Source organism: Rhizobium sp. Leaf453 (genome assembly GCF_001425605.1).
Classification (GTDB): domain Bacteria; phylum Pseudomonadota; class Alphaproteobacteria; order Rhizobiales; family Rhizobiaceae; genus Pararhizobium.
Genome location: NZ_LMRG01000027.1, coordinates 287,635 through 311,526 on the forward strand (window position 1 = coordinate 287,635; position 23,892 = coordinate 311,526).

At 59.8% G+C, this 23,892-nt stretch carries 21 protein-coding genes; 15 read left to right on the forward strand and 6 right to left on the reverse strand.

Annotation, left to right across the window (positions count from 1 at the left end; all coding sequences use genetic code 11):
* Positions 1-56: 56 nt before the first annotated feature.
* On the forward strand, positions 57-1,310 hold the full coding sequence (gene ispG, locus ASG68_RS24565) for a flavodoxin-dependent (E)-4-hydroxy-3-methylbut-2-enyl-diphosphate synthase (RefSeq protein WP_062586324.1): 1,254 nt from the start codon (positions 57-59) through the stop codon (positions 1,308-1,310).
* Positions 1,311-1,312: 2 nt separating this feature from the next.
* On the opposite strand, the gene ASG68_RS24570 is transcribed toward ispG, so the two are convergent.
* The 3 genes from ASG68_RS24570 to ASG68_RS24580 form a co-directional block, all read right to left on the reverse strand.
* On the reverse strand, positions 1,313-1,951 hold the full coding sequence (locus ASG68_RS24570) for a LysE family translocator (RefSeq protein ID WP_062586331.1): 639 nt from the start codon (positions 1,949-1,951) through the stop codon (positions 1,313-1,315).
* Between the two features lie 134 nt (positions 1,952-2,085).
* Positions 2,086-2,379: a hypothetical protein gene (locus tag ASG68_RS24575; RefSeq protein WP_156373603.1), complete on the reverse strand. Its 294-nt coding sequence runs from the start codon at positions 2,377-2,379 to the stop codon at positions 2,086-2,088.
* Positions 2,380-2,453: 74 nt separating this feature from the next.
* Positions 2,454-3,368 carry a polyprenyl synthetase family protein gene (locus ASG68_RS24580; protein WP_062586336.1) on the reverse strand — a complete coding sequence of 305 codons (915 nt, stop codon included), beginning with the start codon at positions 3,366-3,368 and terminating at the stop codon, positions 2,454-2,456.
* A 250-nt stretch (positions 3,369-3,618) separates the two neighbouring features.
* Here ASG68_RS24580 and mtgA point away from each other — a divergent pair, with 250 nt between their 5' ends.
* The 4 genes from mtgA to ASG68_RS24600 all read left to right on the forward strand — a co-directional run bounded on the left by mtgA (position 3,619) and on the right by ASG68_RS24600 (position 5,992).
* Entirely contained in the window at positions 3,619-4,302 is a 684-nt protein-coding gene (gene mtgA, locus ASG68_RS24585) for a monofunctional biosynthetic peptidoglycan transglycosylase (protein WP_200943193.1), read from the forward strand.
* An 80-nt stretch (positions 4,303-4,382) separates the two neighbouring features.
* A complete protein-coding gene (locus tag ASG68_RS24590) occupies positions 4,383-5,030 on the forward strand; it encodes a glutathione S-transferase family protein (protein WP_062586338.1) in 648 nt (215 codons plus the stop codon).
* Positions 5,031-5,189: 159 nt separating this feature from the next.
* Entirely contained in the window at positions 5,190-5,375 is a 186-nt protein-coding gene (rpmF, locus tag ASG68_RS24595) for a 50S ribosomal protein L32 (protein ID WP_060502645.1), read from the forward strand.
* Positions 5,376-5,584: 209 nt separating this feature from the next.
* Positions 5,585-5,992 (forward strand): hypothetical protein, encoded by a 408-nt coding sequence (locus tag ASG68_RS24600; protein ID WP_062601730.1) that lies wholly within the window; start codon positions 5,585-5,587, stop codon positions 5,990-5,992.
* A gap of 182 nt (positions 5,993-6,174) precedes the next feature.
* Here the strand turns inward: ASG68_RS24600 and phaR are convergent, their stop codons facing one another.
* Positions 6,175-6,756 carry a polyhydroxyalkanoate synthesis repressor PhaR gene (gene phaR / locus ASG68_RS24605; protein ID WP_062586342.1) on the reverse strand — a complete coding sequence of 194 codons (582 nt, stop codon included), beginning with the start codon at positions 6,754-6,756 and terminating at the stop codon, positions 6,175-6,177.
* A gap of 227 nt (positions 6,757-6,983) precedes the next feature.
* On the opposite strand from phaR, the gene ASG68_RS24610 reads away from it, so the two are divergent.
* The 8 genes from ASG68_RS24610 (at position 6,984) to gfa (ending at position 19,479) form a co-directional block, all read left to right on the forward strand.
* Positions 6,984-8,165 carry an acetyl-CoA C-acetyltransferase gene (locus ASG68_RS24610; protein WP_062586344.1) on the forward strand — a complete coding sequence of 394 codons (1,182 nt, stop codon included), beginning with the start codon at positions 6,984-6,986 and terminating at the stop codon, positions 8,163-8,165.
* A gap of 131 nt (positions 8,166-8,296) precedes the next feature.
* Entirely contained in the window at positions 8,297-9,022 is a 726-nt protein-coding gene (locus ASG68_RS24615; RefSeq protein WP_062586346.1) for a beta-ketoacyl-ACP reductase, read from the forward strand.
* An 849-nt stretch (positions 9,023-9,871) separates the two neighbouring features.
* Positions 9,872-12,988 (forward strand): helicase-related protein, encoded by a 3,117-nt coding sequence (locus tag ASG68_RS24620; protein ID WP_062586348.1) that lies wholly within the window; start codon positions 9,872-9,874, stop codon positions 12,986-12,988.
* Between the two features lie 4 nt (positions 12,989-12,992).
* Entirely contained in the window at positions 12,993-13,406 is a 414-nt protein-coding gene (locus tag ASG68_RS24625; protein ID WP_062586351.1) for an RNA-binding S4 domain-containing protein, read from the forward strand.
* Between the two features lie 204 nt (positions 13,407-13,610).
* Positions 13,611-13,949, forward strand: coding sequence for a ferredoxin FdxA (fdxA, locus tag ASG68_RS24630; RefSeq protein WP_062586354.1), 339 nt, complete (start codon positions 13,611-13,613; stop codon positions 13,947-13,949).
* A 415-nt stretch (positions 13,950-14,364) separates the two neighbouring features.
* Positions 14,365-14,934: a CarD family transcriptional regulator gene (locus tag ASG68_RS24635; protein WP_062586357.1), complete on the forward strand. Its 570-nt coding sequence runs from the start codon at positions 14,365-14,367 to the stop codon at positions 14,932-14,934.
* A 533-nt stretch (positions 14,935-15,467) separates the two neighbouring features.
* Complete coding sequence (locus tag ASG68_RS31625) at positions 15,468-18,620, forward strand: beta strand repeat-containing protein (protein WP_062586359.1); 3,153 nt, start codon at positions 15,468-15,470, stop codon at positions 18,618-18,620.
* 283 nt (positions 18,621-18,903) lie between these two features.
* Positions 18,904-19,479 (forward strand): S-(hydroxymethyl)glutathione synthase, encoded by a 576-nt coding sequence (gene gfa / locus ASG68_RS24645; RefSeq protein WP_062586361.1) that lies wholly within the window; start codon positions 18,904-18,906, stop codon positions 19,477-19,479.
* A 70-nt stretch (positions 19,480-19,549) separates the two neighbouring features.
* Here the strand turns inward: gfa and typA are convergent, their stop codons facing one another.
* On the reverse strand, positions 19,550-21,379 hold the full coding sequence (gene typA, locus ASG68_RS24650) for a translational GTPase TypA (protein ID WP_062586364.1): 1,830 nt from the start codon (positions 21,377-21,379) through the stop codon (positions 19,550-19,552).
* A 136-nt stretch (positions 21,380-21,515) separates the two neighbouring features.
* Complete coding sequence (locus ASG68_RS24655; RefSeq protein WP_062586366.1) at positions 21,516-23,078, reverse strand: alkaline phosphatase D family protein; 1,563 nt, start codon at positions 23,076-23,078, stop codon at positions 21,516-21,518.
* A gap of 199 nt (positions 23,079-23,277) precedes the next feature.
* On the opposite strand from ASG68_RS24655, the gene ASG68_RS24660 reads away from it, so the two are divergent.
* A complete protein-coding gene (locus ASG68_RS24660; protein ID WP_062586369.1) occupies positions 23,278-23,529 on the forward strand; it encodes a type II toxin-antitoxin system ParD family antitoxin in 252 nt (83 codons plus the stop codon).
* A gap of 1 nt (position 23,530) precedes the next feature.
* Positions 23,531-23,890 (forward strand): type II toxin-antitoxin system RelE/ParE family toxin, encoded by a 360-nt coding sequence (locus tag ASG68_RS24665; RefSeq protein WP_062586371.1) that lies wholly within the window; start codon positions 23,531-23,533, stop codon positions 23,888-23,890.
* Positions 23,891-23,892: the final 2 nt, after the last annotated feature.

The window sequence follows — 23,892 nt, forward strand, 5'->3', positions numbered from 1 at the left end:
GGCTTTCGTCATCCACCTGAAAGCAAGTTGCCGCACCATCTTTCCAAGAGGCGTCCATGTCTTCGTCCTTCGATTACGAACCCCAGCCACGCCGGGCGTCCGTCGCCGTCGATGTCGGCGGCGTGATCGTCGGAGGATCGGCGCCGGTTGTCGTCCAGTCGATGACCAATACCGATACGGCCGATGTCGATGCGACGGTGGCGCAGGTCGCGGCTCTCCATCGGGCCGGCTCAGAACTGGTGCGCATCACCGTTGATCGCGACGAAAGCGCTGCCGCCGTGCCGAAGATCCGGGAACGGCTCGAGCGTCTCGGCCTCGATGTGCCGCTGATCGGCGACTTCCACTATATTGGCCACAAGCTGCTCGCCGATCATCCGGCCTGCGCAGAGGCGCTGGCGAAATACCGCATCAATCCCGGCAATGTCGGCTTCAAGGCGAAGAAGGACAAGCAGTTCGCCGAGATCATCGAGCGCGCCATTCAGTTCGACAAGCCGGTGCGCATCGGCGTCAACTGGGGCTCGCTCGATCAGGAACTCTTGACCAAGCTGATGGACGACAACCAGGCGAAGGGCTTCCCGCTGACGGCGCAGCAGGTCATGCGCGAAACCATCGTCCAGTCGGCGCTGATTTCAGCGGAACTCGCCGAGGAAATCGGCCTGCCGCGCAATCGCATCATCCTGTCGGCCAAGGTGTCGAACGTGCAAGACCTGATCGCCTGCTATTCCATGCTGTCGGCCCGCTCGAACCACGCGCTGCATCTCGGCCTCACCGAGGCCGGCATGGGCTCCAAGGGCATCGTCTCCTCCGCCGCTTCGCTCGGCATCCTGATGCAGCAGGGCATCGGCGATACGATCCGCATCTCGCTGACGCCGGAGCCCGGCGGCGACCGCACCCGCGAGGTGCAGGTGGCGCAGGAATTGCTGCAGGTCATGGGTTTCCGCCAGTTCATTCCGGTTGTTGCGGCCTGTCCGGGCTGCGGCCGGACCACCTCGACCGTGTTCCAGGAACTGGCGCAGAAGATCGAGGGCGATATCCGCCGCAACATGCCGGTCTGGCGCGAAAAGTATCCGGGTGTCGAAGGCCTGAAGGTTGCGGTCATGGGCTGTATCGTCAATGGCCCCGGCGAAAGCAAGCATGCCGATATCGGCATTTCATTGCCGGGCACGGGCGAGCTGCCGATCGCGCCCGTCTATGTCGATGGCAAGAAGACGATGACGCTGCGCGGCACCAATATCGCCGGTGATTTCGAGACGCTGGTGGGCGAATATATCGAGAAGCGCTTCGGCCAGGGCCAGGTGGCGGCTGAATAAGGCTAAATCCGCGCCGTCAGCAGCTTGAAACCCGCAAAGGCGAAGAAGCCGGCCATGGCGGCCTCGATGCCGCGTCGCGCTCTTTTATAGCCGCGATGGATCGGCTCGATCGAAAACAGCAGCGCGAAGCCCATGAAGATGACGATGCCGAGCAGCATGCATCCGCCGATCAGGATGGGCATGACATGCGGCGCGTCCTGCGGCGTGCCGAGCGAAACCAGCGTCAGCCAGGAAAAGATCGCCTTCGGATTGGTCAGGTGGATGCCGAGCCCCTTGAGATAGAGGCGACGCAGCGACGGCGGCTGCCGGTCAAGCGGCGTGTCGTTTTCAATCTCCTTGCGCATCGCCGCCTTCAGCGCCTTGAAGGCCAGCCAGAGCAGGTAGAGCCCGCCGGCGATCTTCAGCACGAACAGAGCATTGCCATAGCTGCGGATCAAGGCCGAAAGCCCGGCGGCAGCCAGCATCGCCCAGGTATAGGATCCTGTCAGCACCCCCGCCGCCAGCGCCAGCCCGCCGGCGCGGCCCCGGCTGATCGAGGTCGAGATGATTGCTACGATCGCCGGCCCGGGCGAGGCCGTGGCGATGATATAGGCACCCCAGGCGACCATCAGTTGCGGCAGGTAGGGTAGGAGGGTGGACATGCGCAGAAGTCTCCGAGGCGCACATGATCATGTGCGGCAGAGTGCCATCATGATGAAGCTGTGCGGAAAGAGAACGCCAATTCTTGTTGCGGTGACAATATTCAGCCGATTGGCGTTTGGGATATCATCCAAGTCTATTTGAATATCTCGTAGCTTCCGATAGGCCCAAGCAGCGCCGCGACGTAATGAACAAAGTCTAAATACAGTTTGGATCTGGGCGTGGGGTTATTGATCAGTATCGTGGAATCATAGGGATTTCTGGCGACGTAGTCCTGAAAGAATTTCATTCGTTTTGCGACATGGTGAATTTCTCGCGCGCTGCGTGACATTTCATCATCATCATCTCGAAAGGGATGCAGCATGACAAAATGCATCCGCTCAAGGGCATCGGGATGCTCCTTGAGATACGCCGCGAGAAGGCTTTCCATGTCTTGCTCGGAAAATGTTTTTAACACCCCATACCTGCCAACGCTGAATGAAATGAAATTTATACCACCATCTTTCAATGGCTGCGATAGGCGATGAAGCCGGCCGTTTCGGTGAGTATATTCGCGCGCTCGCCGAATGGCTCCAGCAGAGCCGCAGCATCGGCCACCAGAGCCGCCAGCCGTGTCTCCGCCCAATCCTGCCCCCGCAGCGAAACCAGGGTGCCCTTGCCGCGGGCGGCGTCCTTGCCGGTGGCCTTGCCCATGGTTTCGGCATCCGCCGTCAGGTCGAGCAGGTCGTCGGCGAGCTGGAAGGCGAGGCCGATGGTTTCGCCGTATTGGCGCATCAGGCGGCGTTCGCCGACGCTGCTAGCGGCGATGATCGCGCCGGCTTCGCAGGCAAAGCGGATCAGCGCACCGGTCTTCATCGCTTGCAGCGTGGTGATCTCGGCCTCGTCCAGCACGCAGCCTTCCGCCGCCAGATCCAGCGCCTGGCCGCCGGCCATGCCGCCGATGCCGGAAGCGCGTGCCAGCGCCAGCACCAGTTCGGTCTTCTGCCGGTCCAGCAGCTTGGTTTCCGGTGCTGCGATGATATCGAAGGCAAGCGTCAGCAGGCTGTCGCCAGCGAGGATCGCGTTCGCCTCGCCATGAGCAATATGCACGGTCGGTTGGCCGCGCCTGAGATCGTCGTCGTCCATGGCCGGCAGGTCGTCATGCACCAGAGAATAGCTGTGAACGCATTCCAGCGCCGCCGCGATCCGAAGCGCTGCCTCTGGATCGCCGCCGAGAAGGGCCGTACTTTCCATCACGAGAAAGGGGCGCAGCCGCTTTCCGCCGTTGAGCAGGCCGTGGCGCATGGCGGCAAGCAGCGGGGCGGGGCGGGCAATCTCGTCGGGCTGGATGGTTTCGCCGAGAATGCCGGAAAGACAGGTTTCCACGGCTTTGGCGCGGGCCTTCAGGCGGGCTTCGAAGGATGTGGACTGATCGCTCATGCCGGGCTCTTTGGCATGACAGCGCGCGTTCTGGCAATTGGATTTTGCCTCTGGAATGGCGTTCACCCATCTTCAACGCCAGTACCGGGTACAATTTGCGAAAAGACGTTCAATTCCAGCCGTTCTTGCTCTAAGAGAAATCTGGGATCATTCAGGCGGGCGCTTTAAGAGTTTGGACATCGTACCGGAAACGCGTGGGGAGGACGACGTGCCATCGACCGGCTCGCGCGGTAGCCGTTTGAACGGGTGGATGCAGGCGCTCCGCCAGCGCTGGCGCAGGCTGCTCCTGTGGGTGATTGGCCTGGTCCTTCTCCCTTACGTCCTCATCCTTCTCTATTTTCCAAGCTTCATCCATCCGATCTCGACGCTGATGCTGCGGGATCTCGTGCTGCTGCGCGGTTACGACCGGCAATGGGTCTCCTTTGACCAGATATCGCCCAATCTCGTCCAGTCGGTGATGATGTCGGAAGACGGCCAGTTCTGCATGCATGCCGGGGTAGACTGGGTGCAGATGCGCGGCGTCGTCAACGACGCGCTCGAGGGGGAATCGACACGCGGCGCCTCGACCATTCCGATGCAGACCGCCAAGAACCTGTTTTTATGGAACGGCCGCTCGTTCCTCAGGAAGGCAATGGAGCTGCCGCTGGCGCTCGTCGCGGATTTCGTCTGGACCAAGCGCCGGATGATGGAACTCTATCTCAATGTCGCCGAGTGGGGGCCGGGCATCTATGGCGCGGAGGCCGCCGCCCAGCATCATTTCGGCGTCTCCGCCGCCAAGCTGACGCGCCGGCAGGCCGCCCTTCTTGCGGTCTCGCTGCCCAATCCGATCGAGCGCAATGCCGGCAAGCCCGGCCGTGGCCTGAGGCGTCTGGCATCCTTGATCGAGCGCCGCGCCGGCCGGTCCGGCGAATATATCAAATGCCTTTATGATTGAGATCAGGTCTTTTCATTGGCGGCAAGAGATCGGTGTCATCTATAGCAGGGCCTCGCTTCTCGAAGGACGGAGGAAGACTGGTGACAAAACTCACGCTCTATGTCGGTAACAAGAATTATTCGTCCTGGTCGCTGCGGCCGTGGATCGCGCTGGAAGCCTGCGGGATCCCGTTCGAGGATGTCGTCATTCCCTTCGATTTCGAAAACGGCAATCCGAAATTCAGGGATATCTCGCCGACCGGCCGCGTTCCGGTCCTGCATCACGGCGATGTCCGCGTCTGGGAATCGCTGGCGATCATCGAATATGCCGCCGAATTGTTTCCCAAGGCCGGGCTCTGGCCCGAGGATCCGGCGGAGCGCGCGGTGGCACGCAGCTATTCCATGGAAATGCTGTCCGGCTTCCAGACCCTGCGCAATGCCTGCCCGATGAATATGCGCCGGGAAAAGCGCGGGATTGAGGTATCGAAGGCTGTCGCTGATAATGTCGAGCGGATCGAAACGATCTGGCGCGAGGCGGTTGCCCGCTCCGGCGGCCCGTTCCTGTTCGGCCGCTTTACCGCTGCCGACGCCATGTTCGCACCCGTGGTCAATCGCTTCGAGGTCTACGACCTCACCCGCAATCCCGGCTCGCTCGAATATATGGATGCGATCAAGACTCATCCGGCCTTCCAGAAATGGCAGGAGGCCGCCCTGGCCGAGACGTGGGTGGTGCCCGAGGACGAGGCCTGATTCCTCTCGCGACCGGCTGACTCGAAAAAATGCCGGGAGGGACTGGTCAAACGCCTGTGGGGCATGTATAAGCCCGGCAAATTCCGAGATTGACATCTGTTTGTCCCGGCCAACGGTCTGGCCGAGAAACAGAGTTTTGCCCGATAAGTGGAGTATGAAATGGCTGTACCGAAAAGAAAAACGAGCCCGTCCAAGCGCGGTATGCGCCGCTCCGCTGACGCGCTGAAGACCCCGACCTATGTCGAGGACAAGAACTCCGGCGAACTGCGTCGCCCGCACCACATCGACCTAAAGACCGGCATGTACCGCGGCCGCCAGGTTCTGACCCCGAAGGCTTCCGCTTAATCAGCGTTGCCGTTAGGCTTGATATTTGAAGGGCTGGCTTTCGCCGGCCCTTTTCTGTTGTCTGGGCTATTGATGACGTGCGACCTTCCGGTCGCCTTGCGCAAACGCTGCCCTATGTCGTTCCCACGGTCATTTTCTTGACCGGAACGATAATGTAGACAGAGACAAAGCCCGCCGAATGCCGGCGCGCAAATCGGGAGCCCGTTCTGATGATTGCTGCCATTCCATTGCTGATCCTGCCGTTCATTCTCTACAATCTGGGAATGGTCGGCATCCTGGGAAGCGGCGGGGTCGCGGTTTTCGAAAACACGATCCTGTCGATGACCATGCTCTCGGGTGCCGTCTGGACGATGAGCGTCGGCGATCTGATGATCGTCATTGCTCTGCTCCTGCTTTTCGTCGAGATCCTGAAAGCCACCCGCATCAGTTCCAAGGCGCTGATGGATCACCTTCTGTCGATGGTGCTGTTCATCGTCTTCCTGGTGGAATTCCTGCTGGTCGCCAATGCCGCGACCCACGTCTTCTTCATCCTGATGACGATTTCCTTCATCGACGTTATCGCCGGCTTCTCCGTGTCGATGCGCACGGCCGGACGGGATGTGTCGATCGGGCTTTGAGCGTTTTTCTCTTCTCCACAGCGGGGAGAAGGTGGCGCATAGCGCCGGATGAGGGGGCCGAAGGCCGCCTGCAGGATATGCCGCTCGCGCCGGCTTACGCCGTCGCCCCCTCATCGCCTCACTTCGTTCGGCACTTCTCCCCGCTGGGGAGAAGAGGGCGTTCCGTTATTCGCGGTCGCGTTTCACCCCAGATTTTCGAGCTTCGTCTGCAGCGCACGCAGCTGTTCCTTCAACTCGTCGATGTCCTTGGCTTCCGCCTTGCGCGGCTCCTTGGCAGCAGGTGTCGCGGCCATGAAGGGGGAGAACATCTGCATCGCCTGATGGAACATCTCGGTGTTGCGCTTGACCTGTTCCTCCACCAGTTGCAGCGGCACGGCGAGGTTCTTGCCGAGCGGCGTATCCCCGAAGGCCTTGTTGATCTGCTCGCGCATCGTCACCTGCTGGTCGGTGAAGGCCTGCATCGAATGCTCGAGATAGCTCGGCACGACCATCTGCATCTGGTCACCGTAGAACGAGATCAGCTGGCGCAGGAAGGAGATCGGCAGAAGCGTGTTGCCGGTCTTGGATTCCTGCTCGAAAATGATCTGGGTCAGCACCGAATGGGTGATGTCCTCGCCTGATTTCGCGTCCTGAACGGTGAATTCCTCTCCCTTTTTCACCATGACCGCGAGATCGTCGAGGGTAACGTATGTGCTTGTTCCGGTATTGTAGAGCCGTCGGTTGGCGTATTTCTTGATTACGATCTGACCGTCGTGTTTAGCCATCTGGGTCTCCTCCCCATGCTCCCGTCTTTATTGTGTTTTTCAGAGTATCCGTAAAAATCCGGTTCTGACAATCTCTTTGTGCAATGCGGCGACGCAGGTGCGAGATTTCGCCCTTGTCCAGGTTGTGACAGCCACGCGGTGCGATGTGTCACATTATCGCGTTTGACTTGCGCGATGACCTTTGCCAGTCTTTAGCAATTGCGAAGAAAAGAACGAGGAAACATCGGATGAGCACCCCCTCCATCGTCATCGCCAGCGCGGGCCGCACCGCCGTCGGTTCGTTCAACGGCTCGTTTGCCACAACACCCGCGCACGAACTCGGTGCCGCCGTCATCAAGGGCGTTCTGGATCGTGCCGGCGTCGAGCCGGCCGAAGTGGACGAGGTTATCCTCGGTCAGGTTTTGTCCGCCGGTGAGGGCCAGAATCCGGCCCGCCAGGCTGCGATGAAGGCCGGCATTCCGCAGGAAGCCACCGCCTGGGGCATGAACCAGCTCTGCGGTTCCGGCCTGCGCGCCGTGGCACTCGGCATGCAGCAGATTGCAACCGGCGATGCGAAGATCATCGTTGCCGGCGGCATGGAATCGATGTCGATGGCCCCGCATTGCGCGCACTTGCGCGGTGGCGTGAAGATGGGCGACTTCAAGATGGTCGATACCATGATCAAGGATGGCCTGACCGACGCCTTCTACGGCTATCACATGGGAACGACGGCCGAAAACATCGCCAAGAAATGGCAGCTGTCGCGTGACGACCAGGATCAGTTCGCGCTCGGTTCGCAGAACAAGGCCGAGGCCGCGCAGAAGGCCGGCCGGTTCGCTGACGAAATCATCCCTTTCATCGTCAAGGGCCGCAAGGGCGACGTCACCGTCGATCAGGACGAATACATCCGTCACGGCGCGACCCTCGACCAGATGACCAAGCTGCGTCCGGCCTTCGACAAGGAAGGCACGGTCACCGCCGGCAACGCTTCCGGTCTCAATGACGGTGCGGCTGCGACCCTTTTGATGAGTGAGGCCGAGGCCGGTCGCCGTGGCATTCAGCCGCTCGCGCGCATTGTGTCCTGGGCCACGGCCGGCGTCGATCCGCAGATCATGGGCACCGGCCCGATCCCGGCATCGCGCAAGGCGCTGGAAAAGGCCGGCTGGTCGGTTGCGGATGTCGAACTCGTCGAGGCCAACGAAGCCTTTGCTGCGCAGGCCTGCGCCGTCAACAAGGATCTCGGCTGGGATACGTCGATCGTCAACGTCAATGGCGGCGCCATCGCCATCGGCCATCCGATCGGCGCCTCCGGCGCCCGGGTGCTCAACACGCTGCTGTTCGAAATGAAGCGTCGCGGCGTGTCCAAGGGCCTGGCGACACTTTGCATCGGTGGCGGCATGGGCGTTGCCATGTGTGTCGAGCGGCTGTGATTTTCATTGTTTGATCAATTGCTCTGGCCTTTGCGGCCGGGGCATGCTTCACGGCAAAAGCCGGAAGAATCGTGCCGAGTCCCTGGACGGCGGCATCAAGACAAGAACCATACAACAGGGGAGTGAGTCCTATGAGCAGGGTAGCATTGGTCACGGGCGGATCGCGCGGTATCGGCGCGGCCATATCCATCGCGTTGAAGACCGCCGGTTATAAGGTCGCTGCGACCTATGCCGGCAATGACGAGAAGGCAAAGGCCTTCACCGACGTCACCGGTATTCCGACCTACAAATGGGACGTGTCCGACTACAAGGAATGCACAAAGGGAATCGGCAAGGTCGAGGCGGACCTTGGCCCGATCGAAATTCTCGTCAACAATGCGGGTATTACCCGCGATGCCATGTTCCACAAGATGACGCCGGAACACTGGAACGAGGTTATCGACACCAACCTTACCGGCCTGTTCAACATGACGCATCCGATCTGGGGCGGCATGCGCGACCGCAATTTCGGCCGCGTGATCAACATTTCCTCGATCAACGGTCAGAAGGGCCAGATGGGCCAGGCTAACTATTCCGCGTCGAAGGCCGGCGATCTCGGCTTTACCAAGGCGCTGGCCCAAGAAGGTGCAGCGAAGGGCATCACGGTCAACGCGATCTGCCCCGGCTATATCGGGACGGAAATGGTTCGGGCGATCCCGGAAAAGGTCCTCAACGAGCGCATCATTCCGCAAATCCCGGTTGGCCGGCTTGGCGAACCCGACGAAATCGCCCGCATCGTGGTTTTCCTTGCATCGGATGATGCCGGCTTCATCACCGGTTCGACGATCTCGGCCAATGGCGGCCAGTTCTTCGTCTGATTTGCATCCGTCAGCGTTTCGTAGCGGCGCCCTCGCGGGCGCCGTTTTGCATTTCCGCAGAGGTTAATATCGCTGGCGTAGAAGTTATGGAGTGGGAGGTTTATCCACTGTTTCCTATGGTTAACAAATTGTTTTTACACAATATCTCGCGGTGAACAAAACGGGAAACGGCTTATGTCGGCGATTCGTCGCCTGTTCGTTCCTGCTTTGGTTGAGAGGTTAACGTCGGGGCCTCAGAACGCATTTTTCAGTCTGTGTTTTCCGGAGATGCACGGACGTATTGAAGCCTCTTAAATCGTAATAGGAATCTGGCGAAAGACGGACTGACTGCCGGATGTGAAAGGCTGCCTCGTGCGGACCATATCTGGTGAAGCTGGGGAATGGCGGCGTGATACCTGTCGATTTCTTGTGAGTCGCTTCGATGTCACGTTTTTGAGCTTGCGAACGAAAGCAGCTAAGTCGCCGGGTTAAATTTTCCAGAATTTTCAAATAATTGGATTCTGAATCTCGCTGGATGCCGATTGCTTCGAAACCGGCGTTTTTCATAGGAAACACGATTCACGATGTTGTTCGAATCCGGCTTCGGAAATCAATATCTAGCCGTGAACAAATCCTGAATCCGATGGAGTCAGCGATTCGTCGCTGATTCGTTCCATGGCTGTTCCGATTCGGGCCGGTGCACCTGAAAATCCGGCCCCGTGGATTCCATTTCTAGCGTTTCCTTGCCGTCTGCCCTTGCCTTTGTGCCTCTGCATGGGCATGTGTGCTCTGCCGGTTGAAGCGGTTACCCGCCGTGAAGGCCTTCGCAGACTGAAAGTGCGCAGGATCGAGACAGTGCCTGACCAACCCATGATCTTGAGCGGCCGCGGCGTGATCGCGGTCCTCGGCCCCACCAATACCGGCAAGACGCATTATGCGATCGAGCGCATGGTCGCGCACGAATCCGGCGTGATCGGCCTGCCGCTGCGACTGCTCGCCCGCGAGGTCTATACGCGGCTGGTCGAGAAGGTCGGCGCTCACAATGTCGCGCTGATCACCGGCGAGGAAAAGATCACTCCGCATATGGCGCGGTTTTCCGTCTGCACCGTCGAGGCGATGCCGCGCGAGACCAAGGCCGCCTTCGTCGCGATCGACGAGGTGCAACTCGCTGGCGATCTTGAGCGCGGTCATATCTTCACCGATCGGTTGATGCATCTGCGCGGGCGGGAGGAGACGCTGCTTCTCGGCGCTTCGACCATGCGGCCGATTCTCGAACAGCTTTTGCCAGGCATCACCGTCGTCGAGCGGCCGCGCCTGTCGCAGTTGCTCTATGCCGGCTCCAAGAAGATCACCCGCCTGCCGCAACGTTCCGCCATCGTCGCCTTCTCGGCCGAGGAGGTCTATGCGATCGCCGAGTTGATACGCCGTCAGAGGGGCGGTGCCGCGGTCGTGCTGGGGGCGCTTTCACCGCGCACCCGCAATGCCCAGGTCGCGCTCTATCAGGCCGGTGATGTCGAATATCTGGTGGCGACGGATGCGATCGGCATGGGCTTGAACCTCGATGTCGATCATGTCGCCTTTGCCCAGGACCGCAAATATGACGGCTACCAGTTCCGCAACCTGAATCCTGGCGAACTGGCGCAGATCGCCGGCCGCGCCGGCCGCCACCTGCGTGATGGCACCTTCGGGGTGACCTCGCGGGTCGAACCCTTCGACAACGAACTGGTCCACCGAATCGAATCGCACCAGTTCGATCCGGTTCGTGTCCTGCAATGGCGCTCCAAGGCGCTGAACTTTGCGTCCATTGCCGCGTTGAAGAAAAGCCTCGACGCGGCGCCGACGGTTCACGGACTGACGCGCGCATTGCCGGCGGTGGATCAGCAGGCGCTGGATTATCTTTCGCGCTATCCGGAAATCACCAGTGTCGCGACGACACCGGAGCGTGTAGAAAAACTCTGGGAGGCCTGTGCTCTTCCCGACTATCGGCGTATAACGCCGGCGCAGCATGCCGATCTCATTTCGACCATCTATGCCGATCTTGTTCGCCGTGGCACAGTGAACGAAGATTTCATGGCCGAACAAGTTCGTCGTGCGGATCTTACGGATGGTGAAATCGACACATTGTCCGCCAGAATTGCCCAAATCAGGACATGGACCTATGTGTCCAACCGTCCGGGATGGCTTGCCGATCCGACACACTGGCAAGAAAAGACGCGGGAAATCGAAGATCGATTGTCTGACGCGTTACATGAAAGGTTGACGAAACGCTTTGTTGATCGCAGGACATCTGTGCTCATGAAGCGCCTGAGAGAGAATGCGATGTTGGAAGCTGAAATCAGTGTAAATGGCGATGTCTTCGTTGAAGGTCATCATGTGGGACAATTGGCGGGCTTCCGTTTCACGTTGGCGACAGTGACCGACGGTCTTGACGCGCGTGCGGCGCAGGGCGCTGCGCAGAAGGCGCTGGCGCTCGAGTTCGAAGCGCGTGCTGCGCGGCTGCATGCCGCCGGCAATGCCGATCTCGCTCTGGCTTCGGATGGTCTCGTGCGTTGGCTCGGCGATCCCGTGGCACGTCTTGCCGCCAGCGATCATGTCATGCGTCCGCGTGTCCTTCTGCTCGCTGACGATCAACTGCAGGGCAATGCCCGCGAGCATGTGCTCGCCCGCATCGAGCGCTTCGTTAATCACCACATCTCGACGGTCTTGAAGCCGCTCGACGATCTCTCCCGTGCGGAAGATCTCGAAGGTCTGGCCAAGGGCCTGGCCTTCCAGTTGGTCGAAAATCTGGGCGTGATGTTCCGTCGTGATGTCGCCGATGACGTCAAGTCGCTGGACCAGGAGGCGCGCGCCTCGATTCGCCGTCATGGCATCCGCTTCGGCGCCTATCACATCTTCATGCCGGCGCTCCTGAAGCCGGCGCCGGCCGAACTCATCACCCTGCTCTGGGCCTTGAAGAACGACGGTCTCGACAAGCCCGGTTACGGCGATCTGATCCCGGTCCTGGCCGCAGGTCGTACATCGGTTGTCACCGATCCGTCCTATGAGCGGACCTTCTACAAGCTGGCCGGCTTCCGTTTCCTCGGCAAGCGCGCCGTGCGCATCGATATCCTCGAGCGCCTGGCCGACCTCATCCGTCCGCTGCTGCAATGGAAGCCGGGCACGACAAATCGTCCGGACGGCGCCTATGACGGCCGCCGCTTCACCGCGACGACGGCGATGCTGTCGATCCTCGGTGCGACGCCGGACGATATGGAAGAGATCCTCAAGGGTCTCGGCTATCGCGCCGACGCCGTGAAGGCCGAGGACGCTGCCGCGTTCTTGGCGTCGCAGGCAGGCGCAGCCGCTCCGGCCGCAGTCGCGACGGACGCACCGGCGGAAACGGCTGACCATGATGATGCCGATGCGGCCGGCGAAGAAACGCAAGGTTCCGAACAGGCTCCGGCGCAGGCCGAAGAGACTGCTTCGGCAAATTCCGAGACAGTCACTGTCGAGGCTGTAGCGTCAGCAGCTGACGCTGCACCAACTGCCGACGCTGTTCCGACAGAGGCCGTCGAAGCCAAGCCCGTTCTCCTTTGGCGTCCGGGTGGTCGTAACGACAACCAGCGTTCTGGCGGGCGTCCGCAGGGCGAGCGCCGTGGCGGCAACAATCGCGCACAGCAGGGCGAGGCCCGCCGCGAGGGTGGCGATCAGCGCCGTGACGGCGAGGGCCGCCGCGAGGCACGCGGCGATGATAACCGCAAGGGCGGCGGTCGGCCGGATCGCAACCGTCGTGATGGCGGCCGTGACGGTGGGCGAGATGGCGGAAAGCCGCAGGGCGGTCATCGCCATGAAAAGGGTGACCGTCAGGACCGCCCGGATCGCAACGACCGCGGCGGAAAGCCGCAGGCTGCCAAGTTCGAAGCCCGTCCGCCGCGCAAGGAAAAGCCGCTGGATCCGGATTCGCCCTTCGCCAAGCTCGCGGCTCTCAAGGAGCAGATGAAGAAATAGTGCCATGGCCGAAAAACAGCCCCAGTCCCTGCCGGCTTCCCGCCAGCGTCTCGACAAATGGCTGTTCTTCACGCGGCTGACAAAATCCCGCTCGATCGCCCAGAAGGCGATCGAGGGGGGCGATGTCAAAGTGAATAATACCCGTATTACCCAGCCGTCTCACGCGCTGAAAACCGGCGACGTCGTTGTCTTCTCGTCCGACCGGCGCGACACGACCGTTCGGGTTCTGGCGCCCGGCAATCGGCGTGGACCTTACGAGGAAGCCCGCCTTCTCTATGAAGACCTGACCCCTGCCGTGGTGCCGGGAGAAAAGCCGACCCTCTTCGAACAGGCCACCCGCGAGCGCGGCAGCGGCCGCCCCACCAAGAAAGAACGGCGCGAGGTAGACAGGCTTCAGGCTGACTGGCAGGACGATTAGAAAACTGTCTCCCTGGCTGGTGATTTGACGCATGGATTATTCTTGCAAAGGCGGGTCAAAGCCTTTACCTGACGGGGTCAACAAGCAGCCCTCGTGCGCCGCGAGAGGTGTCGGCGGGCTGATAATCCTCAACGGATGCGGGCAAGCGGGCTTCACTCTTGGTTGCTGTCTGCCATCAAATGTGAGAAATCGCTGGAGTACCTCATGACGTATGTCGTGACCGACAATTGCATACGCTGCAAATATACCGATTGCGTGGAAGTGTGCCCGGTGGACTGCTTCTATGAGGGTGAGAACTTTCTGGTTATCCATCCCGACGAGTGCATCGACTGCGGCGTCTGCGAGCCGGAATGTCCGGCGGGGGCCATCAAGCCGGATACCGAGCCGGGTCTGGACATGTGGCTGAAAGTCAATGCCGAATTCGCCACGCAATGGCCCAATCTCACCGTCAAGCGTGACGAGATGCCGGAAGCCAAGGAAATGGACGGCGTCGAAGGCAAGTACGAGAAGTATTTTTCGCCGAAGCCAGGTCAGGGCGACTGACATAATGGGTTCGAAAGCAACCGGTTACGTGTTGGTCAACCGGGCTGCGAAAAGTGGCGAAATTAGGGGAATCGTGGCTTAACCATGTCCGTGACGGACTGGTTGGGGTTCTTCTGCGTTGTAAAGCAAATTATTGATTTCCGCAGTTTTTTATGATAGGGTCTGAATACTGATCCACATCGCAGCACTGCGCGTGCTCGAAAAACCATCACGAAAGCAAAAGAGTCCCACGGCGCGGCTGACCCCAAATACGCAACGTCTGTTGCATGTGTGTGATCGCCTCGCAGAAGATCGATTTGATGACCGTTGGAACGGATCAGTATGGAGTCACCCGACGGTGTCCCCGTCCATTCCGGGCCTGACTGACCCGGCCCCGGCGAACCGCCGGGAGCGTAACAGGGAGTTTTTGAAACGAATGACGACCCAGCAGAAAAAATCTTCAACACGCCATGGATTCAAGACCGGTGAATCGATCGTTTACCCGGCCCATGGCGTTGGACAAATCGTTGCAATCGAAGAGCAGGTGGTTGCGGGCATGTCGCTCGAACTGTTTGTGATCGATTTCGAAAAGGACAAGATGCGCCTGAAGGTGCCGGTTGCCAAGGCCGTCTCCATCGGCATGCGCAAGCTGTCCGAAACCGATTTCGTCGAGCGTGCATTGAAGGTCGTCCAGGGCAGGGCACGTGTAAAGCGGACCATGTGGTCGCGCCGTGCGCAGGAATATGATGCCAAGATCAATTCCGGTGACCTGATCTCGATCGCCGAAGTCGTACGCGACCTCTACCGCGCTGAAAACCAGCCGGAACAGTCCTATTCCGAGCGCCAGCTTTACGAAGCTGCCCTTGACCGCATGGCGCGCGAAATCGCAGCCGTGAACAAGATGTCGGAAACGGAGGCTGTCCGTCTCGTCGAGGCCAACCTGAACAAGGGTCCGAAGCGCGGCAAGGCCGTCGAAGAGGACGATGCACAGGAAGAAGCTGCGTAAGCACCGTTTTCGGTTCTTACATTCAAAAAGCCCTGTCAGCGATGACGGGGCTTTTTTTGTTCGTTTGCATGCTGCCAAGGAGGTGAACGGAAGGCTTTCAGGATAAGCAAAGTTCACGAACGGCACTTTTGCCATCGCCGGCCCTGTTACGGTGGTGCAGTGAACGCCGCTTCGGCGTTTCGGCGCCAAATCAGATTGATCGATGTTGAGGCGACAAGCCTCCTGCCGAAATGGAGAGAGGCCGACCTCGATGCGACTCTTCGTGAGGGGTAGCGAAAGTGCCGACTGTTGAATTCCCTGTTTCAAGTTTAAATCACATTTATGACCGCCAATTTGACTGTAAAAAGTCACGATCAATATATATATTAGGCTCGTCAAATGTAATCGTCAGACACGTAATCTTTATTCCGACAATTATTGGTCGTTCATCGATCGCGTTTCTAATCTGGACAAAGAGCTAAATCTCTCGAATAGTACGAGCTATCAATGGCCGTCGTATAGAGCCGATATCATCATCTAGGAAGGATGGAATTATGGCTGTTTTGGTGCTGCAAGGAAAGGCTGAAGGCTACCGTTTCGAGACGGTCAATGGTCGGCTTCGGGCGATCGATATCGACGCAACCGATGGCAACACCGGCACCCATATCCTGACGGGAGTGGATATCGCCCGCTTCGACGATCGCGATATCGCGTTAGGGCCGGATACCGATATCCCGACGGGCCAAGTGAAGATCGCAGACGATGTGAACACATCGGCTTTCATGCTGGGCGACGGCGGTTATGTTCTGGTGACGCGAACCACGGTTCCCGGCGGACTCGCTTTCAGCGCCCAGCAGTTTGACGCCGCCGGCGTGGAGGTCGGTGACGAGGTTACGTTTCCGTCGGATACAGCGTCAGTCGTCCTGAACGAGGCTGGCAATGTTTTCGTCGTTGGCAGCGAATATGACGGTGGCGTTCTGCAGAGAACATTCGTCCAGCGCTATGACCAGTTGGGTGGCGCCGTCGCCGAAGAAGTCGATATCACAGGCGCGACGTCTTTCTACGCCTTGGCCGGTGGCGGATTTGTGACTGTCCGGGGAGACACCAACACCTTCTATCTTCAACAGTATGATGCAAATTTCGCCACCGTCAGTGACGAAGCGACATTTGAGCTATTGCCCGACGAGGAAGGCTCAGTTTCATCCGTAACGCAGTTGAGCGGCGGTGGATACGTTGTGGGGGTGAAGTCTCTGATCGTACACAACCCGGGCAGCGAGAGCGAATATACCGAATACTTCGGCCGTTTTCAGGCCTTCACCGCCGATGGGACGCCTTTGGGGCCAATCGGATCTGGCTCGAGCATCGCAGCATTCGATAGCGGCGGTTTCGTTGTGACATCCGTGCTTCAGGACCCGGACGAGTTCGGCCTGGCCGGGGACATTCTCATGCAGCGTTATAATGCCGCTGGCGCTAAGGTTGGTGCCGAGTTCGTCGTCAACATCACCACGAGCCGCCCGCAACAGTCGCCATCGGTCGCGGTCCTGAGTGATGGTGGTTTCGTCGTCATCTGGCAATCGCCGGCGACCGGCGGGAACAACATCCTGGCACGGCGGTTCGATGCCAACGGCGTGGCTATCGGTGGAGAACTCCGCATCAACACGGCTGATGGCAATGTGTCTCTCTCATCGGTAGTTACGCCGATCGTGGCCCTGGACGACGGCGGGTATGTCGTGAAATGGAAGGGGTCGGGTAGCTCGAATGGCGAAATCTTCACGCAGCGCGTCGATGCCGACGGCAGTCTTTCGACGTTCGAGATATCAGGCACGACAGCCAATGACACTCTGAATGCTGGCTTCGGAACGAAGCTTTTCGGGCTTGGCGGTAATGATACGCTGAATGGCGACCAGATGTTCGGCGGTGATGGCAACGACACCTACATCATTGACAGTACGCGCGATAGGGCGATCGAGCAGTCCGGCAGCGCCGGCGGTGTCGATACGGTCCGCAGTTCCGTCAATCACGCACTCGGCTCCAATGTGGAAAACCTGATCCTGACCGGCACGGCCTATCTCAGTGGGACCGGCAACGACATCGCCAATGTCATCACCGGGAATGTCGGGTCCAATACGCTGACGGGCAATGGTGGCGACGACGTGCTGGATGCTGGTGCCGGCAACGATACGCTGAGTGGCGGCGACGGTCGGGACACACTGATCGGCGGCACCGGTGTGGACAAGATGAGCGGCGGCACCGGCGACGATACCTACTACGTCGATAACGTTACCGATCAGGTGACGGAGGTCGATAATGCAGCCAATGGCGGCGTCGACAAGGTCTTCTCGAGTGTCAGCTTCACGTTGAAAAGCCATGTCGAGAACCTGTCGCTGACAGGCACCGGCAATATCGACGGCACCGGTAATGGCATTGACAATGTCATCGTCGGCAATACTGGCAACAACCAGCTGAGAGGCGGCGCCGGTAACGATACGCTGACCGGTGCGGCCGGTGATGACCTGCTCTACGGCGAAACCGGCGCTGACCGGATGACCGGTGGCAGCGGCAACGACACCTATTTCGTCGATAATACCTCTGACGTCGTGATTGAATCCTCCGATCCCGTCAATGGCGGTATCGACACCGTCGTTTCGTCGATCTCCCGGACACTCGGGGCCTATCAGGAAAATCTCAATCTCATCGGCGGGGTCGCGATCAACGGCAACGGCAATTCGCTTAACAACACCCTGACCGGCAACAGCGGCGCCAATACACTGCGTGGCTTTGAGGGTAACGACATTCTCGATGGTGGCGCCGACACACGTACGGATACGCTCGATGGCGGTCTCGGCAACGATGTCTTCGTTCTCGGCAACGGTAATGACACGGTGATCGATGCCGGTGGAACAGACACGATCCGCTCCACGATCAGCCGCACACTCATGGATTACGGCTTCATCGAACGGCTGACGCTTCAGGGCACCGCAAACATCAACGGTACCGGCAACGCGTTGGCCAACACGATCACGGGCAACAGTGGTGACAACACACTTGACGGCGGTGGCGGACAGGATGCGCTCGCCGGCGGTCTTGGAAACGATCGATACATTCTCGGTGCGAGTGCCGACACGGTCACCGACACTGGCGGCATCGACACGATCTATTCGACAATCACCCGTTCGCTGACGAATTATGCCGACATCGAGCGCCTGATCTTGCAGGGTGGCGCGGATATCAATGGCACAGGCAACCTCCTGAACAACAGCCTCACCGGCAATACCGGCGACAACACGCTGAATGGGGCTGCTGGCAACGATGTCCTCTCGGGCGGCAGCGGCGACGACGTTCTGATCGGCGGCACGGGCAACGACACACTGACGGGCGGTTCGGGCAAAGACATCTTCCTGCTCAATGCGCCACTCAGTGCATCCACCAACGTAGACTTCATCTCCGATTTCTCTGTGGCAGATGATACGATCCGGCTGGAAAACAGCGTCTTTACCAAGATCGGTGCTGCCGGCCCCCTATCGTCGTCTGCCTTTGTCCGCAACAGCACCGGCCTTGCGACAACCGATAGCCATCGGCTGATCTATGAGACCGACACCGGCGAGCTATACTACGACAGCAACGGCAAGGCGGCCGGTGGCAGCGTTCTCGTTGCAACCCTCGATCCGAACCTCGCGCTGACCCACCAGGATTTCTTCATCGTATGAGATGAGCGTCAGACACAAGTTGTGTGACTCTTGGATAGTTCACCGGCCCCGAGTTTGACCAGGCTCGCTGCGGGACTGAACACCTGCGCCGGAGCATATGGCTGGGCCTATAGAGGTCCTGCAACTGAGGCGGGCGTCACGGAGTGGCGCCTGTTAAAGCTACGGCCGATCCGCGACCCCCATAAGGATTCTCCTGCCATCGTGCTATGCTACCCGCCGAGGCGTCTTGCCGCGATCTGCCGGCACGGGGAGACGATGCGATAACCGGCATTGGGAGGAGATAATGGCAGGAACTGTTTCTCTACATCCGTTGCTTGACCGGGGTATACCCAAAGGCTCCGGCAGCTTTACCGGCGGCACGCTCGTCTGTGAATGCGCCGATCGTCCCGTAAGGGTCAAGGTCGAAGGCGATGTGGCACATAATCATGCCTGTGGCTGCACGAAATGCGGGAAACCGGCCGGAGCGACGTTTTCGGTCGTCGCCGTTGCCCCCCACGACAAGATCACCGTGCTGGAAAATGGCGACAAGCTCTATGTGGTCGACAAGGCGGCCCTCATCCAGCGGCATGCCTGCAAGGGCTGCGGCGTGCACATGTACGGTCCGGTGGAGCGGGAGCATCCGTTCCAGGGGTTGGACTTCATTCATCCGGAGCGTTTCGAAGAGGATGGCTGGTCGCCGCCCGGCTTCGCCGCCTTCGTCTCCTCGATCATCGAATCCGGCACGAACCCGGCCGATATGTCGGCCATCCGGGCGCACCTGACGGAACTGGGCCTGACCCCATCCGATTGCCTGAACAACGCCCTGATGGACTATATCGCTACCTGGACGGCGCAGAAGAGCGGCGTGCTGAAATCCTGACCCGGCAAACGAAAAGGGCGCAGCGACCGAGGCCGCTGCGCCCTTTCACATTCATTGCAAAGCCCGCTGCTTATGCAGCGCCGCGCGACTTTTCGAACCGCTTGCGGTCGTTCGAGTCGAGATACATCTTGCGCAGGCGAATGTTCTTCGGCGTCACTTCGACCAGTTCGTCGTCCTGGATCCAGGACAGCGCGCGGTCGAGCGTCATGCGGATCGGCGGGGTCAGCTTGACAGCTTCGTCCTTGCCGGAAGCGCGCATGTTGGTGAGCTTCTTGCCCTTCAGAACGTTGACTTCGAGGTCGTTGTCACGCGTGTGGATGCCGATGATCATGCCGGCATAGACCTTCTCACCGGCTTCGATGATCATCGGGCCGCGATCTTCCAGGTTGAACATGGCGTAGGCAACCGATTCGCCGGCATCGTTGGAGAGCAGAACGCCCTGAACGCGGCCACCGATGTCGCCCTTGTAGGGCTGGTAGTCGTTGAACAGGCGGTTCATGATCGCCGTGCCGCGCGTGTCGGTCAAAAGTTCCGACTGGTAGCCGATCAGGCCGCGGGTCGGAGCCAGGAACTTCAGACGAACGCGGTTGCCGCCGGACGGACGCAGTTCCGTCATCTCGGCCTTGCGCTCGGACATCTTCTGGACGACGACACCGGAATGCTCCTCGTCGACGTCGATGACGACTTCTTCGATCGGCTCCAGCATCTGGCCGGTGGCTTCGTCCTTGTGCATCACGACGCGCGGACGCGAGACGGCAAGCTCGAAGCCTTCGCGGCGCATGGTCTCGATCAGAACGGCCAGCTGCAATTCGCCGCGGCCGGACACGTAGAACGAATCCTTGCCTTCGGCTTCTTCGATCTTCAGCGCGACGTTGCCTTCGGCTTCCTTGAACAGGCGGTCGCGGATAACGCGCGACGTGACCTTATCGCCTTCGGTGCCCGCCAGCGGGCTGTCGTTGACGATGAAGGACATGGTGACGGTCGGCGGGTCGATCGGCTGGGCGTGCAGCGCTTCGCTAACCGAGGGATCGCAGAACGTGTCGGCGACCGTGCCCTTCGACAGGCCGGCGATGGCGACGATATCGCCTGCATGCGCTTCGTCGATCGGCGTACGCTCGATGCCACGGAACGCCAGAATCTTCGAAATACGACCGGTTTCGATCAGCTTGCCGTCCTGGCCAAGAACCTTGACGGACTGGTTCGGCTTGATCGAACCGGAATGGATGCGGCCGGTGATGATGCGGCCGAGGAAGGGGTTGGCTTCCAGGATCGTGCCGATCATGCGGAACGCGCCGTCTTCGTCGCCGACACTCGGCTCCGGAACGTGCTTCAGGACGAGGTCGAGAAGCGGCGCCAGGCCATCTTCCTTAGGACCTTCCGGATTGACGTTCATCCAGCCGTTACGGCCCGAACCATAGAGGATCGGGAAGTCGAGCTGCTCGTCGGTGGCGTCAAGATTGGCGAAGAGGTCGAAGACTTCGTTGATGACTTCCTCGTGGCGGCCGTCGGGGCGGTCGATCTTGTTGATCGCGACGATCGGGCGAAGGCCGACCTTCAGCGCCTTGGAAACGACGAACTTGGTCTGCGGCATCGGGCCTTCCGACGAGTCGACCAGAACGATCGCGCCGTCCACCATCGACAGGATGCGCTCGACTTCGCCGCCGAAGTCGGCGTGGCCGGGGGTGTCGACGATGTTGATGCGGACGCCCTTCCACTCGATCGAGGTGGCCTTCGCCAGAATGGTGATGCCACGCTCTTTTTCGAGATCGTTCGAGTCCATCATGCGCTCGGTCGTGCGCTGGTTGTCGCGGAAAGAACCCGACTGCTTCAGAAGTTCGTCGACGAGCGTGGTTTTCCCATGGTCAACGTGTGCGATGATCGCGATGTTGCGCATTTTCATGTGTGAATACTCGGAGGTTTCGGGGCGTATCTGAGGCACGCCGCATCTTCAATGGCCGGGCTCTTACAGGTTTTTTTGCATTTGCGAAAGGGGGCAAGCCGGAAAGTCTTGAGAGACGGTAAATCCATGGGCGGTTTCAGACCGAATTTCCGGCGGGATCAAGCGTGATCTGCCAGAGTTCGCGGTCTTCCCTGTCCATCAGCCGCACCGTCATCTGCTCCGTCTGGCCATTGATATCGACCAGACCGAAGAATTGCAGGCCGGCGGAGGGCGGCAGGTTCTGGTCGATGCCGGTGCCGGATGCCTTGATGAACCGCACATCCGGGCCGAACGTCATGTCCAGTTCCTTCGGGCCGTAGGTGCCGGAATGCAGCGGGCCGGAGACGAATTCCCAGAAGGGCAGGAAGTCCTTGAAGGCGGCGCGGGCCGGATCGTAATGGTGGGCGGCGGTATAATGCACGTCGGCGGTCAGCCAGATGATGTTCTGAATGGCATTGTCCCGGATGAAACGGAGAATGTCGGCGAATTCCGTTTCACGTCCGGTTGGCGCTCCGTTATCGCCATTGGCAATCGCGTCCGATCCCCGGCGATGGCTGAAATCGTCCCAGACGACGAGGCCGATCGGCATGTCGCAGGCGATCACCTTCCAGGTGGCCTTGGATGCGGCAAGCTCCCGCTTCAGCCAGTCCGCCTGCCGCCAGCCGAACAGTTCGTCCCCACCGCCCTGGTTCGCGTCACGGTAGGAGCGCAAATCGACGAAGAACACGTCCAGCAACCGGCCATAGGGGATTTTGCGGAAGATGCGGCCTGGTTGTGCGGCGATGGTGCGAATCGGCGTCATTTCCTGGAAGGCCCGCATGGCGCGGTCGGCATAGACCGAGACGTCCTTGTCGGGATAACGCGGATCGTCCCTCAAGTCCGTCGAGGCCGACCAGTTGTTCAACACCTCATGATCGTCCCACTGGTAGAAGGTCGGGCAGACGGCGTTCATGGCGCGCACATGGTCGTCGAGCAGATTGTATTTCCACTGGCCGCGATATTCGTCGAGCGTGCGCGCCACCTCGCGCTTTTCCGGCGTGACGATCCTGTTCTTCCAGATCGTTCCATCCCTCAGCGTGATCTCGTCGGGAATCGGATTGTCGGCATAGATCGTGTCGCCGGAATGGATGAAGAAATCCGGCTCGTGCAACTGCATGGTCGAATAGGTCTTCATGCCGACATCGTCGATGCCCCAGCCTTGCCCTGCAGTATCGCCCGACCAGACGAAGCGGACGGAGCGGCGGCGCAGCGGTCCGGTGCGGAACCTCCCGGTGATCGGCTCGGACACGCTGTTGCTGTCATAGAGATCGGTCGCGGTGAAGCGGTAGAAAATGTCCTGATCCGGCAGAAGTTCGTCGAGCAACACCTTCACCGCGAAATCGCTGCCGGGAAGCGCATCGACGGACGGCAGTCGGACGGGTGCGGAAAAGCTTTCGGTCGTCGAATATTCGACCGCTATGCGCGACGGGCGGTCTGCCCGCGTCCAGATCATTCCAGATTTGGTATCGACATCGCCGGACTGGATGCCATGGGTAAAGACCGGCCTTCCGAAATTGCGCGCATAGAAAGGTGTTGCCAGCACGGATGTCGCCGCAAAGCCGGCAGCACCTGCCGAAAGCAGGAACGAACGGCGCGTCACTGTATCCTGAAATGTGGCCAAATCCGCCTCCGGTCCAATCTCGGGGAATCAGGTGAATCCCGAGCCGGACCTTTGGCGAAGCCGGTGTCAGTTCGTTTACAGTTGCGTGAATCTATTCCAACGGTTTGGTGACCGATTGGTGACTGTTGGGGCGACTGTGATGTTTATTGACAATATCGTACACGCCAAGCAGTCTGATCGTGTTTAACGGAGAATGGTCATGGCTTCCGAAAGCATCCATGTGCGGGTTACAGGTCCTTTGCAGGCGCATGTCCAGCAGCAGATCGGCGAGGATGGCATCTATGAAAATGCCAGTGAGTACATCCGCGCCCTGATCCGCCGCGACCTGCAGGGCCGCACGGAAGCCTGGGACTGGCTGCAGAGAAAACTGGAACCGGCTTTGAGGGCTGAAGAGACCGACTATGTCGCGGTCTCGGCGGAAGACGTCATACGCCGCAATACAAGCCGATAGGATGAGCGGATACCTGTTCTATCCGCCGGCGGACGCGGCGCAGGACCGCATCTGGGCAGATACGGTGGAGCAATGGGGCAAGGCGCAGGCCGTCACCTATATGACCGGCCTGCACACCCATTTGCAGAAATTGTCGGAAACGAGAAGTCTTTGGCGCAAATTGCCCCGCGATCTCGTCATCCCCACCGACTTGAGGACAGAAGCGTTCTTCAGCCGCTACGAGCGCCACTTCCTGTTCTTCCGGGAGCTTCCAAGCGGCAAGATCGGTATCATGGCCATCCTGCATGATCGGATGGACATCCCCGTGCGGCTGCACGAGGATCTCACCAGCATCAGCGACAGGTTGCGCGACGAGGATTAATC

Coding starts and splice junctions, on each gene's coding strand:
- ispG (WP_062586324.1), top strand. CDS start 57: ATGTCTTCGTCCTTCGATTACGAACCCCAGCCACGCCGGGCGTCCGTC.
- ASG68_RS24570 (WP_062586331.1), bottom strand. CDS start 1,951: ATGTCCACCCTCCTACCCTACCTGCCGCAACTGATGGTCGCCTGGGGT.
- ASG68_RS24575 (WP_156373603.1), bottom strand. CDS start 2,379: ATGGAAAGCCTTCTCGCGGCGTATCTCAAGGAGCATCCCGATGCCCTT.
- ASG68_RS24580 (WP_062586336.1), bottom strand. CDS start 3,368: ATGAGCGATCAGTCCACATCCTTCGAAGCCCGCCTGAAGGCCCGCGCC.
- mtgA (WP_200943193.1), top strand. CDS start 3,619: ATGCAGGCGCTCCGCCAGCGCTGGCGCAGGCTGCTCCTGTGGGTGATT.
- rpmF (WP_060502645.1), top strand. CDS start 5,190: ATGGCTGTACCGAAAAGAAAAACGAGCCCGTCCAAGCGCGGTATGCGC.
- ASG68_RS24600 (WP_062601730.1), top strand. CDS start 5,585: ATGATTGCTGCCATTCCATTGCTGATCCTGCCGTTCATTCTCTACAAT.
- phaR (WP_062586342.1), bottom strand. CDS start 6,756: ATGGCTAAACACGACGGTCAGATCGTAATCAAGAAATACGCCAACCGA.
- ASG68_RS24610 (WP_062586344.1), top strand. CDS start 6,984: ATGAGCACCCCCTCCATCGTCATCGCCAGCGCGGGCCGCACCGCCGTC.
- ASG68_RS24615 (WP_062586346.1), top strand. CDS start 8,297: ATGAGCAGGGTAGCATTGGTCACGGGCGGATCGCGCGGTATCGGCGCG.
- ASG68_RS24620 (WP_062586348.1), top strand. CDS start 9,872: ATGATCTTGAGCGGCCGCGGCGTGATCGCGGTCCTCGGCCCCACCAAT.
- ASG68_RS24625 (WP_062586351.1), top strand. CDS start 12,993: ATGGCCGAAAAACAGCCCCAGTCCCTGCCGGCTTCCCGCCAGCGTCTC.
- fdxA (WP_062586354.1), top strand. CDS start 13,611: ATGACGTATGTCGTGACCGACAATTGCATACGCTGCAAATATACCGAT.
- ASG68_RS24635 (WP_062586357.1), top strand. CDS start 14,365: ATGACGACCCAGCAGAAAAAATCTTCAACACGCCATGGATTCAAGACC.
- ASG68_RS31625 (WP_062586359.1), top strand. CDS start 15,468: ATGGCTGTTTTGGTGCTGCAAGGAAAGGCTGAAGGCTACCGTTTCGAG.
- gfa (WP_062586361.1), top strand. CDS start 18,904: ATGGCAGGAACTGTTTCTCTACATCCGTTGCTTGACCGGGGTATACCC.
- typA (WP_062586364.1), bottom strand. CDS start 21,379: ATGAAAATGCGCAACATCGCGATCATCGCACACGTTGACCATGGGAAA.
- ASG68_RS24660 (WP_062586369.1), top strand. CDS start 23,278: ATGGCTTCCGAAAGCATCCATGTGCGGGTTACAGGTCCTTTGCAGGCG.
- ASG68_RS24665 (WP_062586371.1), top strand. CDS start 23,531: ATGAGCGGATACCTGTTCTATCCGCCGGCGGACGCGGCGCAGGACCGC.